Source organism: Corallococcus aberystwythensis (assembly GCF_003612165.1).
Lineage (GTDB): Bacteria > Myxococcota > Myxococcia > Myxococcales > Myxococcaceae > Corallococcus > Corallococcus aberystwythensis.
This window is the reverse complement of the sequence record NZ_RAWK01000233.1, coordinates 1-15,857: the sequence shown is the minus strand read 5'-3', so window position 1 is coordinate 15,857 and position 15,857 is coordinate 1. Positions and strand designations below refer to the sequence as shown.

17 protein-coding genes are annotated in these 15,857 nt (G+C 70.6%); 11 read left to right on the top strand and 6 right to left on the bottom strand.

The features are described from left to right. Nucleotides 1–29: 29 nt before the first annotated feature. Nucleotides 30–827 carry a TatD family hydrolase gene (locus D7W81_RS30860; protein WP_120558985.1) on the bottom strand — a complete coding sequence of 266 codons (798 nt, stop codon included), beginning with the start codon at nt 825–827 and terminating at the stop codon, nt 30–32. Between the two features lie 123 nt (nt 828–950). Between D7W81_RS30860 and D7W81_RS30855 the strand changes: the two genes are divergently transcribed. After that, nucleotides 951–2,420: a TolB-like translocation protein gene (locus D7W81_RS30855; RefSeq protein ID WP_120558984.1), complete on the top strand. Its 1,470-nt coding sequence runs from the start codon at nt 951–953 to the stop codon at nt 2,418–2,420. A 351-nt stretch (nt 2,421–2,771) separates the two neighbouring features. On the opposite strand, the gene D7W81_RS30850 is transcribed toward D7W81_RS30855, so the two are convergent. Beyond that, nucleotides 2,772–3,020: a hypothetical protein gene (locus D7W81_RS30850; protein ID WP_120558983.1), complete on the bottom strand. Its 249-nt coding sequence runs from the start codon at nt 3,018–3,020 to the stop codon at nt 2,772–2,774. Nucleotides 3,021–3,389: 369 nt separating this feature from the next. On the opposite strand from D7W81_RS30850, the gene D7W81_RS30845 reads away from it, so the two are divergent. Continuing rightward, the gene (locus tag D7W81_RS30845; protein WP_120558982.1) at nt 3,390–4,352 is read left to right on the top strand and encodes a hypothetical protein; all 963 of its coding nucleotides are present in this window, start codon (nt 3,390–3,392) and stop codon (nt 4,350–4,352) included. Between the two features lie 7 nt (nt 4,353–4,359). Here D7W81_RS30845 and D7W81_RS30840 read toward each other — a convergent pair whose 3' ends face one another. Next, on the bottom strand, nt 4,360–4,941 hold the full coding sequence (locus D7W81_RS30840; RefSeq protein ID WP_120558981.1) for a Maf family protein: 582 nt from the start codon (nt 4,939–4,941) through the stop codon (nt 4,360–4,362). Nucleotides 4,942–5,046: 105 nt separating this feature from the next. Between D7W81_RS30840 and D7W81_RS30835 the strand changes: the two genes are divergently transcribed. Together D7W81_RS30835 and D7W81_RS30830 are read left to right on the top strand one after the other, a co-directional pair. Continuing rightward, the gene (locus tag D7W81_RS30835; RefSeq protein ID WP_120558980.1) at nt 5,047–6,300 is read left to right on the top strand and encodes a metallopeptidase family protein; all 1,254 of its coding nucleotides are present in this window, start codon (nt 5,047–5,049) and stop codon (nt 6,298–6,300) included. Nucleotides 6,301–6,308: 8 nt separating this feature from the next. Then, nucleotides 6,309–7,487 (top strand): class I SAM-dependent rRNA methyltransferase, encoded by a 1,179-nt coding sequence (locus tag D7W81_RS30830; protein ID WP_120558979.1) that lies wholly within the window; start codon nt 6,309–6,311, stop codon nt 7,485–7,487. Nucleotides 7,488–7,517: 30 nt separating this feature from the next. Here the strand turns inward: D7W81_RS30830 and D7W81_RS30825 are convergent, their stop codons facing one another. Beyond that, complete coding sequence (locus D7W81_RS30825; protein WP_120558987.1) at nt 7,518–8,015, bottom strand: caib/baif family protein; 498 nt, start codon at nt 8,013–8,015, stop codon at nt 7,518–7,520. Between the two features lie 28 nt (nt 8,016–8,043). Beyond that, a complete protein-coding gene (locus D7W81_RS30820; RefSeq protein ID WP_244227542.1) occupies nt 8,044–8,604 on the bottom strand; it encodes a hypothetical protein in 561 nt (186 codons plus the stop codon). 34 nt (nt 8,605–8,638) lie between these two features. Between D7W81_RS30820 and D7W81_RS30815 the strand changes: the two genes are divergently transcribed. The 4 genes from D7W81_RS30815 (at nt 8,639) to D7W81_RS30800 (ending at nt 13,294) form a co-directional block, all read left to right on the top strand. Then, on the top strand, nt 8,639–10,705 hold the full coding sequence (locus D7W81_RS30815; protein WP_120558978.1) for an ATP-dependent helicase: 2,067 nt from the start codon (nt 8,639–8,641) through the stop codon (nt 10,703–10,705). Nucleotides 10,706–10,874: 169 nt separating this feature from the next. Beyond that, nucleotides 10,875–11,321: a 50S ribosomal protein L13 gene (gene rplM / locus D7W81_RS30810; protein ID WP_120558977.1), complete on the top strand. Its 447-nt coding sequence runs from the start codon at nt 10,875–10,877 to the stop codon at nt 11,319–11,321. A 9-nt stretch (nt 11,322–11,330) separates the two neighbouring features. Next, on the top strand, nt 11,331–11,732 hold the full coding sequence (rpsI, locus tag D7W81_RS30805) for a 30S ribosomal protein S9 (RefSeq protein ID WP_120526842.1): 402 nt from the start codon (nt 11,331–11,333) through the stop codon (nt 11,730–11,732). 143 nt (nt 11,733–11,875) lie between these two features. After that, a complete protein-coding gene (locus D7W81_RS30800) occupies nt 11,876–13,294 on the top strand; it encodes a type IV pilus twitching motility protein PilT (protein WP_120558976.1) in 1,419 nt (472 codons plus the stop codon). A 31-nt stretch (nt 13,295–13,325) separates the two neighbouring features. Here D7W81_RS30800 and D7W81_RS30795 read toward each other — a convergent pair whose 3' ends face one another. Further along, nucleotides 13,326–14,063: a hypothetical protein gene (locus D7W81_RS30795; protein WP_120558975.1), complete on the bottom strand. Its 738-nt coding sequence runs from the start codon at nt 14,061–14,063 to the stop codon at nt 13,326–13,328. 36 nt (nt 14,064–14,099) lie between these two features. Between D7W81_RS30795 and D7W81_RS30790 the strand changes: the two genes are divergently transcribed. The 3 genes from D7W81_RS30790 to D7W81_RS30780 form a co-directional block, all read left to right on the top strand. Next, on the top strand, nt 14,100–14,606 hold the full coding sequence (locus D7W81_RS30790) for a regulatory protein RecX (protein ID WP_120558974.1): 507 nt from the start codon (nt 14,100–14,102) through the stop codon (nt 14,604–14,606). Between the two features lie 12 nt (nt 14,607–14,618). Next, on the top strand, nt 14,619–15,389 hold the full coding sequence (locus D7W81_RS30785) for an outer membrane protein assembly factor BamD (RefSeq protein WP_120558973.1): 771 nt from the start codon (nt 14,619–14,621) through the stop codon (nt 15,387–15,389). Continuing rightward, the coding region (locus D7W81_RS30780; protein WP_120558986.1) for a hypothetical protein at nt 15,386–15,857 on the top strand (472 nt) is incomplete at its 3' end. The genes D7W81_RS30785 and D7W81_RS30780, both read left to right, overlap by 4 nt.

The window sequence follows — 15,857 nt, the reverse complement described above, 5'->3', positions numbered from 1 at the left end:
GAAGGGCTCCTCTATCACGCGACGCTCGCCTACCGCGAAGGGGAGGGGAAAGCTTCCCGGAACAGGCGGCGGGCGTTCTCGGTCGTCCGCTGGGCGAGCACCTCCACCGGCTCCCCCAGGACGTGCGCCATGCCCGCGAGGATGTGGGGCAGGTAGCCGGGTTCCGAGCGCTGGCCCCGGAAGGGCGTGGGCGCCTGGTCCGGCGAGTCCGTCTCCGCCACCAGCCGGTCCGCCGGAATCACGCGCAGGGCGTCCAGCGGCTTGCGCGCCTCCGCCCACGTCACCGGGCCCGCGAAGGAGAAGTGGCAGCCCTTCTGGATGTAGAAGCGCGCCAGCTCCGCGCCGCCGCTGTAGCTGTGCATCAGGATGCCGGCCTCCGGCCAGGCCTCCTCCTTCAGGAGTTCCATCATCGCCGGGTGCAGCCGGTGGCAGTGCATCAGCACCGGCAGCCCGTGCTTGCGCGCCAGGGCCAGGTGTCCGCGCAGCACCGCCAACTGCCGCTCCAGCGGGGCGCCAGGGAGGGTGGGGCCATCGAGTCCGCACTCGCCCACCGCGACCGCGCCGCCCTGGCCCAGGAGCGCGTCCAGCCGCTCCAGGTGCTCGCCGTCGTCCTCCGGCCGCAGGTCCGGCAGGAACTGGGGATGGATGCCCAGCCCCACCTGGATGCGCGCGTCCTTGCGCGGCAGCTCCAGCAGGGGCTCCCACGTCTCCGGTCCCACCGCGGGGATGAGGATGCCGTGCAGCCCCGCCGCCCAGGCGCGTGTGACAACGCTGTCGCGGTCCGGGTCGAAGCGCGAGGCGTCCAGATGGCAGTGCGTGTCGATCATTGAGCACCCTTCTTCCCAGAGCCGTTCAATCACTGACAAGGCCGGATGACGTGCCCTTCAAGGCGTCCCGCCATCCGTGAACGCGAAGCTATGACGCGCCCCCTGACTTTGGAGGCCACAAGAATGACCAAGCGAGTGGTGTGGGGCGCGCTGTTCGGGGCACTGACGATGCTGGCCACGGGCTGTGGCGACGAATGCGTCGACCAGTTCGACTGCCGGGACAAGGGCGTGGCGCCCGAGGGCCAGCAGTGGACCTGCAACGCCGACAACAAGTGCGAGCTGCGCAACCTCACCCCCGAGCCGGAAGTGGACGCGGGCACGGAGGTCGACGCGGGCACGGAGGTCGACGCCGGCACCGAGGTCGACGCGGGCACTGACGCGGGCACGGAGGTCGATGCCGGCACCGACGCGGGCACGGAGATGGACGCCGGCACCGACGCGGGCATGAACGTGGCCAAGGGCGGCGCGTGCACCGCGTCCTCGGACTGCATGGCGGGCCTGCGCTGCGAGGCCGCCACCTGCCAGTCGCTCTACATCGCCGTGACGGGCAACGACGGCGGCACGCGCGCGCTGGTGACGGCCTACGACGTGCCGGGCATGACGTCGCTGAGCGCTGACGGCGTCGCCAGCGCCTACCCGCGCTTCGGTCCGGGCGGCACCCAGGTGGCCTTCGTGCAGGGAGAGGTCACGACCCCCGCGGCGGTGATCGCGATGCGCCCGGTGCCGCTCACGGCCGCCGCACCCACCGCGCTGACGACGGCCCCCGCCCTTGCCCGCATCCGCTACATGGAGTGGGAGCCGGGCAACCTCATCGCCTGGGTGCGCGGCAGCACGGGCATCTCCACCGTCTCGACGGCGGGCGTGGAAACGGAGGTCACCCAGAACGGCACGTTCCCGGACTGGGCGCCCAACGGCACGGACTTCGCGTACAGCGCCGCGGGCACGGGCATCTTCGTGTCCACGGGCGGTACGGTGACCCCGCTGAAGGACACGCCCGACACCGGTGAGCAGCCGCACTACAACCGCGTCACCTCGCAGCTGCTCTTCCTGGCCAACCCGGAAGGCGAAACCGCGACCTTCGGCACGGACGTCACCCCGGTGCTCAAGCTGTACTCGCTGCCGCTGACGGGGGGCGGCACGCCCGAGCTGCTCGCGAAGAAGGAGTCCGTCTCCGTCACGGGCGGCACCGTGGACTCGTACATCGCGAACCCGAACTGGGCGCCGGACGGCAGCTGGGTGGCGTACGTGCGCGCCTACTACCAGAACGTCGCTGGCGCGGCCACGCTGTGCGGCAACGCCGCCGCCACGCTGTGCGGTACCCAGGAGGGTAACGTCATCTTCCTGCAGCGCGTGGACACCACCACGGGCAAGGCCGACGGCGCACCCGTGGAGTTCGTGAAGGGCGCCACGCTGCCGTCGTTCTCCCCGGACGGCCGCCTCCTGGCCTACATCCTGGGCGGCGAGCTCCGGGTGCAGCCCCTCGACCCGGCCACCGGTCAGCCCACCGGCACGCGCATCGACCACCCGAAGACCACCTACACGGTGCTGACGAGCGAGGGCGACGACCACCGCCCGCGCTGGCAGCCCCGCTAGCCACCGCTGCTCCAAGCCCCGGTCTCCGGGGCTTCCCGGCCCGCTTTCCCCGTTTCACCGGGGAGTGCGGGCCGTCGTGTTTCCAGGTGCGAAGCGCATGGCTCATCCCGCGCGAAGTGACGAACGCGGGCAGTCCAGGGTCCGGATGAACCCGCGCGCGGATCCATTACCCGGTCCAGCGGATCCAGGTTCCGGGACGAAAAAGTGGAAGGAGGGCTCCACCCGCGCTCACGTGAAACGCGGCACCTGGTGGAGGACGGCTGACAAACGTGTCGCGACGGCCAGCGCGCCCGCGCGCTTCCGTTTCCAGAAGCACGGCCTGGGCTTCAGGGGCCGGGACGCGGGCTGCTTTCAGCCCACGACGACGATGCGGCGGCCCAGCGCGCGGGTCATCTGCGGAGAGGTGACGAGCTCCAGCACACCGTTCATCTCGCCGCCCGCGGTGTCGAACGCCGCCGCGATGACCTCGCCCACGGTGAGCTGGGCCTTCTGGGCCGCCACCCGCGCGCGCTTCGCCGTGCGACGCAGCGCGGGCATCACCCGCCGACCCTGCCGCCGCACCGTGCCACCCTTCGTCTTGCCTGCGGTCCGCTTCGCCATGGTTCCTCCCGCCACTTCGTGCCACGCGGGTGAGTACCTCGTCGGTCTGACACCATGCAGGCGAGGTGCCAGGGCTCAGCCTCCCCGTCAGGTTCGTGATTCCGGGGGTTTTCCTTGCGGATAGCGGGTTTCCGTGGGGCCGAAGGGCCTTCCTTTTTTCAGCCCTTCAGGGTCGTTCCTCGTTCTGTCGAGTTTTTCGTTCAGCCACAGAGGTGATTTCCACGCATCGTTCAATGGCGCGCAACTCGTTCAATCCCGTGCGACCACAAGGGGCTGGGTCGGGTGTCACCCCCTGGCCACAGCCCTGCGGCCAGGGAACCACGGTGGGGTTGGGGCGCGGCGGGGATTCGGGGTAGAGGGCGGACGCCCATGCGAGTCCAGGTCCTCTTCCACGACAACTGCTTCGACGGCGCGGCCAGCGCCGCGGTCTTCACGCGCTTCTACCGGGAGCGCGTGCGCGCGGACGCGACGTTCAGCTACCGGGGCCTGGCCCACAAGCCGGGCGCGGAGGGCATCGACCCGGCCGTGTTCACCGGGGACGAGAACGTCATCGTCGACTTCCGCTACAGCCAGGACGCGCGGCTCACCTGGTGGTTCGACCACCACGCCTCCGCCTTCCAGCAGCCCGGCGACGAGCCCCACTTCCAGCGCGACACCAGCGGCCAGAAGTTCCACGACCCGCATCGCAAGAGCTGCACGCTGTACCTGGCGGACGTGGCGCGCGAGCGCTTCGGCTGGGACGCGTCCCCGCTGAAGGACCTCTTGCACTGGGCGGAGATCATCGACGGCGCCCAGTTCCCCAGCCCCCAGATGGCGGTGGCGCTGGAGGAGCCCGCGCTGCGCATCATGACGGTGCTGGAGGCGACGAAGGACGACACGCTCATCCCGGAGGTCATCCGGCGCATGCAGACGGACTCGCTGGCGGACATCGCCGCGTCGCCGCTCATCTCCGCCCCGCTGGAGCCGCTGCTCTTCCGGCACCAGCGCAACATCGACCTCGTGCGTGAGAAGGCCCGGTACGAGAATGGCGTCGTCCACTTCGACCTGGTGGACGAGGGCGTGGACAGCCTCAACAAGTTCATCGCGTACGCGCTCTACCCGGACGCGCGCTACACGCTGTGGGTGGGCAAGGGCGCGTCGCGCGCCAAGGTGTCGCTGGGCTCCAACCCGTGGAAGCCCGAGACGCGAAAGCACGACCTGTCCGCCATCGCCGGCCGCTACGGCGGGGGCGGCCACCCGGTGGTGGCGGCGGTGAGCTTCAAGGCGGACCAGTCCGACAAGGCCCGCGCCGCGTACCAGGAGATCCTCGCGGAGCTGTCCAGCGCGGGGTGACGGGACTTCAGGGACGGGCGAAGAGGTCGAAGCCCGCCTGCCGCAACAGCCGCACCACGGACAGCATGGGCAGTCCCTGCACGTTGGTGCGGTCGCCCTCCAGCTTCTGGAGCAGCGCCTGCCCCCGGCCCTCCACGCGGTAGCTGCCCGCGCAGCCCTCCCACTCGCCGGTATCCAGGTAGCGCTCCAGCTCCTCCGGCGGGACGGCGAAGAACGTCAGGCGCGTATCCTCCACGGTCTCCGAGTGGTGGCCCCCCGGCCCCAGCAGGCACACGGCGGTGTGGATGACGTGGGTCTGCCCCAGCAGGCGCTGAAGCTGCGCGCGCGCCGCGTCCCGGTCCTGGGGCTTGCCCAGCACCTCGTGGCCCACCTCCACCAGTTGATCCGCGCCCAGCACCCAGGCGTCCGGATGGCGCTCCTGCACCGCGCGGGCCTTGCGCACGGCGAGCATCCGCACGGCCTCCTCGGCGGACAGGCCCGCGGCGACATGTTCGTCCACGCCGGGGGCTTCGGTGCGGTAGGGCAGGCCCAGCCCGTCCATCAGGGCCCGGCGCGCGCTGGAGGTGGATGCCAGGATGAGTTCGCTCATGGGAGGCCGGAGGATAATGCAGCCGGGGAGGGCAGGGGCCCCTTCAGGCGGGCAGGCACGTCCCCGCTTCCTGTGCATGGGGCGGATGCCATAGCCTCCCCGCCCATGTCGCGGCGCGGTCTGCTCGCTGTCTGTCTCCTCCTGCTCGCCTCCTGCAAACGCAACCCTCCGGCGGACGCCGACGCGGGGACGGATGCGGGCGTGGCGGCCACCGCCGTGGGGGCCGACGCGGGGGCGCTCGCGGAGGTCCTCCCCGACGCGGGCGGCAGTGCTTCCGTGAAGCGCCCGGACGACGCGGTGGCGGAGGTGCGCCCGCTGGCGGTGTGCGACGCGCGGGGTGGGGAGCCCCTGGACGCGGCTCGCGACTACTACGACGCGGCCCACTACGCGGAAGCGCTCTCCTGCGCCGCGCAGGCCGCCGCGCTGGAGCCGGACCTCGCCGCCGCCCACGCGGAACGGGGCGCCGCCCTGGCCGCGCTCAACCGCGAGCCGGAAGCGCAGCTCGCCTACGCCCGCGCGCTGGCCATCGACCCGGGGGACGCGGACGCGCTCCTGGGCGCCGCGCACCTGTACGCGGTGCAGCTGCCCTCCACGCGTGAGCGCGACGAACTGGGCGCACTCTACGCCGAGCGCGGCCTGTCCCAGCCCTCCACGCCCCCGGAGCTCGTGCCCTCCCTGGCGCTGGTGGCCGCCATGGCCTTCAACGACCTGGGGCAGGCGGACCAGGCGCTGGACCGGGCCGCCATCGTCCTCGCCCGCGAGCCGGGCAACCACGAGGCGAAGTACGAGAAGGCCCTGGCCCTCTTCGAGCTGTGCCGCTTCCGTGAGGCGAAGGCCGCCTTCGCGTCGCTCTTGAAGGACAAGGAGCGCGCGGCGCACGCGCACCAGCACCTGGGCCTCCTCCTGGAGCGCGAGGGCCAGTGGGCCAGGGCGGACGAACACTTCCAGAAGGCCCGCGCGCTGGAGCCCGGGGACTTCCCCCCGCCGCCCCTGCCGTCGCCGGACGAGTTCAAGGCCCAGCTGACGCGGGCGCTGGCGGACCTGCCCGCGGACATGCGCCGCGACCTGGAGGGCGTACCGGTGGCCGCGGAGGAGATCCCCTCCGAGGACGACCTGCTCGCTAACCAGCCGCCCCTGTCGCCCACCATCCTGGGCCTGTTCCGGGGGCCCTCCCTCCAGGAGCCGTGCGACGGCTCGGAGACGCCCTGCCGCTCGGTGGCCCTCTACCGGCGCAACCTGGCCCGCGCGGTGCGCACGCCCGAGGAGCTGCGCGAACAGATTCGCGTGACACTGCTCCATGAAATCGGGCATCTGCGCGGGGAAGACGACGAGGAACTGGCCGCGCGCGGCCTGGAGTGAAACCGCACATGCCTTCCCTTCCCACCGCCCGGGTCAGCCTCAAGGGCGCCAAGACGCTGCGTCGCGGCACCCCCTGGGTGTACCGCACGGAGCTCACCGAGCCCCCCGCCACCGACACGCCGGGCGCGGTGGTGGCGGTGGTGGATCCGCAGGGCAACCCCATCGGACAGGCGCTCTACGCCCGCCGCTCCCCGCTCGCACTGCGGCTGCTCACGCGCAAGGGCCCCAACGAGGAGAAGGTGGACGACGCCTTCTTCATCCGCCGCGTGGAGGCCGCGCTCGCCCGCCGCGCGGTGCTGCCGGGGCGTGACGGCCTGCGCCTGGTGCACGGCGAGGCGGACCTCTTGCCCGGCTTCTTCGTGGACCGCTACGGCCAGGGCCTCACCATACAGACGCTGTCGGAAGGCATGGACGCGCGCAAGGAGATGCTCGCGCGCGCGCTGGTGGAGCGGACGGGCGCAAGCCACGTGGTGTGCCGCGACGACGCCTCCGGCCGCGACTTCGAGAGCCTGCCCCGCGAGGTGCGCCTGCTGCACGGCGAGGGTGCCGCGCGCTTCACCTACCACGAGGGCGACAACCGCTTCGACGTGGACCTCCTGGGCGACATGAAGACGGGCGCGTTCCTGGACCAGGTGGACAACCACTTGCGCGCGGGCGAGCTCGGCCGCGGAGACGCGCTGGACTGCTTCAGCTACCACGGCGGCTTCGCGCTCGCGCTCGCGAAGCACTGCACGTCGGTGCTCGCGGTGGAGCAGGACGCGAAGGCCGCTGCTCGCATCCAGACGAACGCGGAGGCCAACGGCCGCGCCAACGTGAAGGTGGAGAACGGCAACGCGTTCGACGTGCTGCGCCGCTTCGACCAGGAGGGCCGCCGCTTCGACACCATCGTCCTGGACCCGCCGGGCCTGGCCAAGCGCCGCGAGGGCATGGCCACCGCCCTGCGCGCCTACCACGAGCTCAACCTGCGCGCCCTGCGCTGCCTCAAGCCGGACGGCCTGCTGGTGACGTGCTCGTGCTCGGGGAAGCTGGACCGGCAGGGCTTCGAGTCCATGGTGCTGGACGCCGCCGCGGACGCGAAGCGCCCGGTGCAGATTCTCGAGCGGCGCGGCGCCGGGTTGGACCACCCGGTGCTCGCGGGCCTCACGGAGACGGAGTACCTCAAGGCCCTCTACGTGCGCGCCCTCTAAGCGCGCGCGGTAGGGCAGGGAGCCGGGCTGCTACGGGATGCCCAGCTCCTTGCGCAGCCGGCCCACGACCTTGAAGTACTCCGTGCGGCTGAAGCCCACGTTGAGGATATGGAAGTCCTTCTTGGACAGCCCCACGCACCCGAAGCAGTAGTTGCAGTCCTGCAGGTTCTTGCTCATCAGCACGTAGGCGCTGCTGGAGCAGTTCTCGCTCTGCACGCAGTAGGCGCACGCGTGGCAGTTCTTGCACTCCACGCAGTGCGAGCAGTTGGTGCACAGCTCGCACCGCGTGCAGTGCGTGCACTGGTGGCAGCTGTCGCAGTCCTTGCAGAACATGCAGTTGGCGCAGCGCTGGCAGCCCTCGCACGCGTAGGAGCCGGGGTTGCCCGGGTCCACCGAGTAGCTCTTGGACAGCTTCTGGAACTGCTCCATGAACTCGCGCTTGCCCAGGGACGACACGCCCAGGCGCGCCGCCTTCTCCTGCTCCGCCAGCTCCTGGGTCGTCTGGGGCCGCGACCCCTTGTCCTTCACCGCCACAAACGCTCCTTGAACACTTGAGTCACTGCAGCCGGGCCAGCCCGGCCAGGTCGATGCCGCGCGCCACCCGCCGCACCTCCACGGTGCTGGGGAAGCCACGGCTGGTGACGGCCACCACGAACCGGTCACCCACCAGGAGGTTCGCCTCCGCGACGGCCTCCTCCGCGTCATAGCGCACGAAGCCCACGGCCTCCTTCCACTGGATGGGCGCCGTCGGGTCGCTCGCTGCCCGGCCGCGCGCCTTCTGCGCCGCCTCGCGGATGGCCTGCCCCAGCTTCAGCCCCATGGTGGTGTCCACGATGCGCACCTTCACCTCGCGGCCCTCGCCCCGGGTGTAGGTGCGCTCCGCCTCCGACACGGACACCTCGCCGTACTTCCCCGTGGAGCCCGCGGTGGAACCCACCGTGAACCCCTCCAGCGACTCCGGCAGGAACGGCGCCAGGTCCTTGAAGTACACGCACGGTGCGGCGGTCGTCACCACGTCGCGCGGGGTGGGAGATGTCGTGCGCCGGTCGTCAAGGCATCCGCCGCCCACGCAGAGCGCGAGAGAGGCGATGGCCAGCCGGAGGAAATAGTCGCGCACGGACGAATCAAAGGGTATCCCTGCCCCGCGCGCAATGGACCTTTCGAAGCTCAATCCTCCTCAGCGCGAGGCCGTCGAGACGCTCCAGGGCCCGCTGCTCGTGCTGGCGGGCGCGGGCAGTGGAAAGACGCGGGTCATCACCCACCGCATCGTCCACCTGCTCAACGAGCGGCCGAACCACATCATGGCCCGCAACATCCTGGCGGTGACCTTCACCAACAAGGCCGCCACGGAGATGAAGGAGCGGCTCATCCACATGGCCGGGCCGCGCGCCCAGGGCGTGCTGGTGTGCACCTTCCACGCGTTCGGCGCGGAGGTGCTTCGTGAGGACATCCACCGGCTGGGCTGGCCCCGGAAGTTCGCCATCGCGGACATGGGCGACCAGCTGTCCATCATCCGCCGCGCCATGCGCGAGAAGCGCATCGACGACCGCGCCTTCGACGCGCGCAAGGTCCTCACCCTCATCTCCAAGGCGAAGAACTCCGGCGAGACGCCGCAGCCCAAGCCGGAGGGGATGGGGGACGACTACGACCTCATCACCTCCATGGTGTTCGCGGACTACCAGCTCGCGCTCAAGGCGCAGGGCTCGGTGGACTTCGACGACCTGCTGGTGCTGCCCGCGCGCCTCCTGCGCGAGCACCCGGACCTGCACCGCAAGTACACGGCCCGCTTCCAGTACCTCCTGGTGGACGAGTTCCAGGACACCAACCACGCCCAGCTGGACCTGCTCAAGCTGCTGGCGGGCACGTCCAAGAACGTGTGCGCGGTGGGCGACGACGACCAGTGCATCTACTCCTGGCGCGGCGCGGAGGTGCGCAACATCCTGGACTTCGACCGGCACTTCCCGGGCGGCAAGGAGGTGCGGCTGGAGCAGAACTACCGCTCCTCCCAGCGCGTGCTGGACGCGGCCAACGCCGTCATCGCGAAGAACCCGGAGCGCAAGGACAAGCGCATGTGGACCGACCGCAAGGGCGGTCCGCTGTTGAAGGTCGTGGCGTGTCCCAATGACGAGGAGGAGGCGCGCTTCATCGCGCACGAAATCCAGAAGCACATCTCGCTGGGCGTCCCCGCGGACGACATCGCGGTGCTCTACCGCACCAACGGCCAGGCCCACCCGGTGGAGGAGATGCTGCGCGAGAAGAACATCGCCTACGAAGTCGTGGGCGGCAGCGAGTTCTTCGACCGCAGCGAAGTGAAGGACGTCATCGCGTACTTCAAGGTCCTGGCGAACAAGCTGGACGAAATCTCCCTCATGCGCATCGTCAACGTGCCCTCGCGCGGCATCGGGGACGTGACCATGGAGCGGCTGCACGCGCACTCGCGCGCGGAGGGCGTGACGCTCTGGACGGTGATGCGCCGCGCGGACACCTACGACGACCTGCCCGCGGGCGCGGGCGGCAAGGTGCTGGAGTTCGTGGAGATGGTGGAGCGCTACCGCGACGCCTTCGCCCAGACGCCGCGCCTGTCGGAAGCCACGCACAAGCTGCTGGAGGAGATTGGCTTCCGGGAAGCCACCCGCGCCAAGGCCGTCTCCGGCACCGCCGCGGACAAGAAGCTCAAGGGCGTGGACGGGGTGCTCGCGTCACTGGAGAAGTTCGAGAAGCGCGAGGGCCCCAAGGCCAGCCTCCTCACGTACCTGAACCGCCTCAGCCTGGACACGCGCCAGGAGGAGGAAGAGGTGCCGGGGCAGAACAAGCGCGTGACGCTGATGTCCCTGCACGCCTCCAAGGGCCTGGAGTACCGGCTCGTCTTCTTCATTGGCATGGAGGAGGACCTGATGCCCCACGGCGGCATGCAGGGCGAGGCGCAGAACCTCGAGGAGGAGCGCCGCCTCTGCTACGTGGGCATCACCCGCGCCAAGGAATTGCTCTACCTCACCCGCTCCACCGTGCGCGTGAAGCGCGGCAAGGAGGTCCCCCGCACGCCCTCGCGCTTCCTGGAGGACCTGCCCCCGGACGCCTTCGAGGTCGTGGATATGGACGCGCCGCGTCAGGGCCCCCCGGACGAGAAGGAGAAGAACTTCTTCGCCAACCTGAAGGAGCGCTTCAAGAAGCCCGCCGCCGGCAGCCCGGGCCCTGGCACCCCCGGCAGGGCGCCCTGACGGCCCCCCCTGTACGCCCAACCTTGACTTGATCCCGGCGTCCGACTAGGAGGGTCAGCCTTTCCGGGCTTCTGTCGGAGTTTAGGCGGAGGACCCGCGGTTGGTATCGCACGAGCACGCGGCCCCTGGCATGCACCTGGGCGCCGCGCCGAAGTCTGGAGTGCACGAAATGTCGCAGAAGACCTACAGCGCCAAGGCTGGGGACATCAAGCGCCAGTGGCACGTCATTGACGTGTCCGACAAGGTGCTTGGTCGCGCCGCCAGTCAGATCGCCACCCTCCTGAAGGGCAAGCACAAGCCCACGTACACCCCGTCCATCGACACGGGTGACCACGTCATCGTCATCAACGCCGACAAGGTGAAGGTGACGGGCACGAAGGAGACGGACAAGCTGTACTACCGTCACCCGTACGCCGGTTTCCCGGGCGCCCTGAAGATCACCAACCTCCAGAAGCTGCGCCAGCGCCACCCTGAGGACGTCATCCTCAACGCCGTGCGCCGCATGCTGCCCCGCAGCGCCCTGGGCCGTCAGATGATGACGAAGCTCAAGGTGTATGCTGGTGACACCCATCCGCACACCGCGCAGCAGCCGGTGGCGTACAAGGTCGAGGCGTAAGGAACAACCATGGCGATCAATCCTGAACTCGGTTTCTACGCCACGGGCCGCCGCAAGGAGGCCACCGCTCGCGTCTGGGTGCGTCCTGGCAACGGCGCTGTCGTCATCAACGGCCGCGACATCAACGAGTACTTCGGCCGTGAGACGTCGAAGATGGTGCTCAACCAGCCGCTGGAGATCCTGGAGCAGAAGGGCAAGCTCGACGTCACGGTCAACGTGCGCGGCGGCGGCCTCTCTGGCCAGGCCGGTGCCATCCGTCACGGCATCGCGCGCGCGCTGTGCGCCTTCAACCCGGAGTTCCGTCCGGCGCTGAAGAAGGCCGGCTTCCTCACCCGCGATGCCCGCGCGGTCGAGCGCAAGAAGTACGGCCAGCCCGGCGCCCGTCGTCGGTTCCAGTTCTCCAAGCGCTAATCACGCTTGCCGGCCAGCTGTCCGGCCGCTCTTCGGCGGGGGTTTCCTTCGGGAAGCCTCCGCCGTCGTGCTTTGCGGGCAAGCGGGTAGGCCGCGCCCCGTCGCGGTGGGCGCGAGCGTTCTGCTACCATCCGGGCCCTCCCATGGAACTCAACGAAATCCTGCAGATCGCCCTGCGCGGCGGAGCCTCCGACATCCACCTGAAGGCGGGCCTGCCGCCCATGTTCCGCGTGGACGGTTCGCTGGTGCCGCTCAAGGACGGCCGCCGCCTGCCTCCGGAAGAGGTGGCGCGCATGGCGTTCGGCATCATGAACGAGTTCCAGAAGGAGAAGTTCAAGGTCAGCAACGAGGTGGACCTGGCCTACGGAGTGCCGGGCCTGGGCCGCTTCCGCGTGAACGTCTTCCAGCAGCGCGGCACGGTGGGCGCGGTGCTGCGCGTCATCCCCTTCAAGGTGATGACGATGAAGGACCTGCTCCTGCCCCCGGTGCTGGAGAAGGTGTGCGGCGAGGAGCGCGGCCTGGTGCTGGTGACGGGCACCACGGGCTCCGGCAAGTCCACGACGTTGGCGGCGATGATCGACTTCATCAACTCCAACGAAACCAACCACATCATGACCATCGAGGACCCCATCGAGTTCCTCATCCGCGACAAGCGCTCCATCGTGAACCAGCGCGAAGTGGGTGTGGACACGATGAGCTTCTCGCAGGCCTTGAAGAGCGCGCTGCGCCAGGACCCGGACGTCATCCTGGTGGGCGAAATGCGCGACCACGAAACCATTGAAACGGCGCTCCACGCCGCGGAGACGGGCCACCTGGTGATGTCCACGCTGCACACGCTGGACGCCACGGAGACCATCAACCGCATCGTGTCCGCGTTCCCCCCGCACCAGCAGAAGCAGGTGCGCCTGCAGCTCTCCAGCGTGCTGCGCGGCGTGGTGAGCCAGCGCCTCGTGCCGCGCGCGGACGGCAAGGGCCGCGTGGCCGCGGTGGAGGTGCTGCGCGTCACCGCGCGCGTGCGCGAGCTGATTGAAGACAAGGACCGCACGAAGGAGATCCACGACGCCATCTCGCAGGGCACGGACTCCTACGGGATGCAGACCTTCGACCAGTCGCTGATGAGCCTGGTGCGCAACGGCCTGGTCACCTACGACGAGGCCCACCGCCAGGCCAGCAACCCGGACGACTTCGCGCTGCGCTTCTCCGGCATCAGCGGCACGTCCGACTCGAAGTGGGACAACTTCGACGCCAAGGCCGGCGACGAGCGGCCCATCCCGGGCTCGGCGTCCTTCGCGCAGAAGGGCGCTCCCGCCCAGGCGGCCCCCGCGGCGCCCACGCCCGCGCCGGTGGCCCAGGCCCCGCGTCCTGGTGCGCCCATGGCCGCCCGTCCGATGACGCCGCCGCCCGGTGTCGGGGCGCCGCGTCCCGCCACGCCGCCGCCCGGCGTCGTGCAGGGCCGGCCCCTGCCTCCGCAGGTGGCGGCCCGTCCGCCCACGCCCGCACCGGTGGCCGCGCCCGCTCCGGCGGCCGGGGGCGACGACGACTTCCAGATCGAACGCTTCTAGGAACGCAGGGTGCGAAGGGGGAGGGCGCCGCTCAGGCGTCGTCGTCCCCCAGCTGCGCGCGCAGCCGGGTGAGGCGCATCGGGCCAATGAGCCCCTGGTGCGCCAGCGTCTGGAGCAGCGACACGGTGGCGCGCACGCGCGCGTCCTGCGCCTCGTCGGACTCCTGGAGGACCTCGTTGTCGAGCAGCGTCTCCAGGTGCTCCGGATTGATGGACGTGGGCCCTTCCGCCCACGCGATGTCGAACAGCGCCCGCGCCATGTGCTCGCGCGCCTTGCGGTCCGCGTCGTTGGGCGCGGCCTTGGCGAACGCGAGGAACAGCGCGTCCACGGACTCCTTGGACAGCGCGGCCAGGGCGGGCACCTCCCCCAGGGACTCCTTCACGTAGTCCGCGTCGAAGCTGTCCACGTCCTGCTCGTACCCGAAGGCCTCCTCCAGCAGGATGGACGCGAGGAAGGCGTCCGACTCCTCGTCGCTCGCGCCTTCTTCCTTCAGCGCCTCGCGCGCCTTCTGCGTCGCGGCGGCGAGGGCCTCGTCCTCCCGGAGCGCGCGCGCGGCGCCGTGCGCGGCCAGCAGCACCAGCGCGGCCTGGGCATCGGAGGACAGCGCGCGGCCGCTCACGCCCAGCAGCATGGCCTTCTGCTTGGGGTTGGCGTCCGCGGCGGCCACGAAGTGCTGCTCCTCCGGAGTCAGCGGTTCACCCGCCGTCTCCTTGCGGAGCGTCTCCCGGGCGGCGTCGGCGGTGAGGAAGCGGGCGAGGATGGGGTGCATGGCGAAGGCCTGTTACCACATGGTAGGGACTCCGCGATGGTTGACGAGCCCGAAGGCCCCGAGGCTGTCCAGCGCGCCACCGACGCCTGCCTTCGCCTGCTCAAGGCGCGTGGCCGAAGCCGGCACGAACTGACGCTCGCCCTGGAGCGCAAGGGCTTCCCCGCTTCCGTGCGCGACGCGGTGCTCGCCCGCCTTTCGGAGTGGGGCTACCTGGACGACGCGAAGTTCGCGCGCGAACGCGCCCAGGCCCTGCTGGGCAAGGGGAAGCTGGGACCGCGCGCCGTCCTCCAGCGGCTCCAGGCCCACGGGCTGGAGGGCACGGAGGCGCGGCGGGCGCTGTCGGACGCGAAGGAGGCGGTGGGCTTCGATGCGCTGGAGGCCGCCCGGCAGGTGCTGGAGCGCCGGCGCCTGGCAGGCCGCCCGCTGGATGCGAAGGAGCAGGCGCGAGCGGGGCGGCTGCTCTTGAGCCGGGGTTTCGCGCCGGACATCGTGACCCGGCTGGTGGGCGAACCTTCGCTGGACCCCTCCGGGCAGGACGAATAGTTTGGAGGCGTGATGCGCTCCGCCGTCCTCGTCCTGTCCGCCCTGCTGTTGTCCTCCTGTGCCGCCCTCTCCGCGGGGCCCGCGGGCGAACCCGACTACGCGACCCAGGCGGCGGAGAACCTGGCGCTGGGCGAGGCCGCGCTGGAGGACAAGGACTACCTCAAGGCGGAGAAGTACTTCGACCACGTCCGCGCCAAGTTCCCCTACCTGGAGGCGGCCCGCGAGGCGGAGCTGAAGCTGGCGGACCTGGACTTCGCCCGGGAGATGTTCCCGGAGGCGCGCGAGAAGTTCGACTCCTTCATGCGGCTGCACCCCACCCACCCCAAGGTGGACTACGCCGCCTACCGCGCGGCGCTCTCCTACGTGGAGGAGTTCCCCTCGGAGTTCTTCGCCCTGCCGCCTTCCTACGAGAAGGAGCAGAAGCCCATGTACGACGCGCTCCGGGCCATGAACGTCTTCCTGCGCCAGTACCCGGATTCGCAGTACGTGAAGGACGCCACGGCGCACCGGGATGACGCCCGCCAGCGCCTGGCGCGCCACGAGCTGTACGTCGCGTCCTTCTACGCGAAGCGCGAGCGCTGGAAGGCCGTGGCCCAGCGCCTGGAGGGGCTGCTCAAGGACTACCCGGGCACGCCGCTGGAGGAGGAGGCCCTCTTCGACCTGCACAACGCCTACGTGAAGCTCAACGACACGGAGCGCGCGCAGAACACGCTGAAGGAAGTCCTCAAGCGCCTGCCGGGCACGCCCGCCGCCCAGCGCGCCCAGAAGATGCTGGGGTCGTGAGGCGCCTGGAGGACTGGGGGCGGCTGGGGGGCATCGGCATCGCCGTGCTCGCGGTCGCCGGTGTCCTCCTGTTCCTGGGGCCGCGCCTCCTGGGCTTCGCGGCCGGGCCCGAAGCCGAAATCGTCACCGCGCTGAAGGAAGCCGAGCACGACGGCATGTCGCTCGCCGTGCCGGGCGCGGCGGCGCCGCTCGTCTCACAAAAGCTCCAGTACGCCCGCATCACGGTGTCCGTCGCGCCGGATGGACAGCGCGCGGAGGCCTTCGCCACGCTGGACTTCGAGGGCGTGCTGGGCGCCACCACGGTCAGCACCGCGGGCGTGGAGGCCGTGCCCTTCACCCGCGAGTCCGGCCGGTGGAGGCCCGTGTCCTCGCTGGCGCCCCGGCTGGTGGCGGTGGTGTCCGCGCTGGAGGCGCGGCGCCGGGCCCTGGCGGAGGGCCGGCCGGACGCGCTGTCACGCCTGGCGGGCC

Coding starts and splice junctions, on each gene's coding strand:
- D7W81_RS30855 (WP_120558984.1), top strand. CDS start 951: ATGACCAAGCGAGTGGTGTGGGGCGCGCTGTTCGGGGCACTGACGATG.
- D7W81_RS30830 (WP_120558979.1), top strand. CDS start 6,309: ATGCCTTCCCTTCCCACCGCCCGGGTCAGCCTCAAGGGCGCCAAGACG.
- D7W81_RS30790 (WP_120558974.1), top strand. CDS start 14,100: ATGGTTGACGAGCCCGAAGGCCCCGAGGCTGTCCAGCGCGCCACCGAC.
- rplM (WP_120558977.1), top strand. CDS start 10,875: ATGTCGCAGAAGACCTACAGCGCCAAGGCTGGGGACATCAAGCGCCAG.
- rpsI (WP_120526842.1), top strand. CDS start 11,331: ATGGCGATCAATCCTGAACTCGGTTTCTACGCCACGGGCCGCCGCAAG.
- D7W81_RS30835 (WP_120558980.1), top strand. CDS start 5,047: ATGTCGCGGCGCGGTCTGCTCGCTGTCTGTCTCCTCCTGCTCGCCTCC.
- D7W81_RS30860 (WP_120558985.1), bottom strand. CDS start 827: ATGATCGACACGCACTGCCATCTGGACGCCTCGCGCTTCGACCCGGAC.
- D7W81_RS30840 (WP_120558981.1), bottom strand. CDS start 4,941: ATGAGCGAACTCATCCTGGCATCCACCTCCAGCGCGCGCCGGGCCCTG.
- D7W81_RS30795 (WP_120558975.1), bottom strand. CDS start 14,063: ATGCACCCCATCCTCGCCCGCTTCCTCACCGCCGACGCCGCCCGGGAG.
- D7W81_RS30850 (WP_120558983.1), bottom strand. CDS start 3,020: ATGGCGAAGCGGACCGCAGGCAAGACGAAGGGTGGCACGGTGCGGCGG.
- D7W81_RS30815 (WP_120558978.1), top strand. CDS start 8,639: ATGGACCTTTCGAAGCTCAATCCTCCTCAGCGCGAGGCCGTCGAGACG.
- D7W81_RS30800 (WP_120558976.1), top strand. CDS start 11,876: ATGGAACTCAACGAAATCCTGCAGATCGCCCTGCGCGGCGGAGCCTCC.
- D7W81_RS30785 (WP_120558973.1), top strand. CDS start 14,619: ATGCGCTCCGCCGTCCTCGTCCTGTCCGCCCTGCTGTTGTCCTCCTGT.
- D7W81_RS30845 (WP_120558982.1), top strand. CDS start 3,390: ATGCGAGTCCAGGTCCTCTTCCACGACAACTGCTTCGACGGCGCGGCC.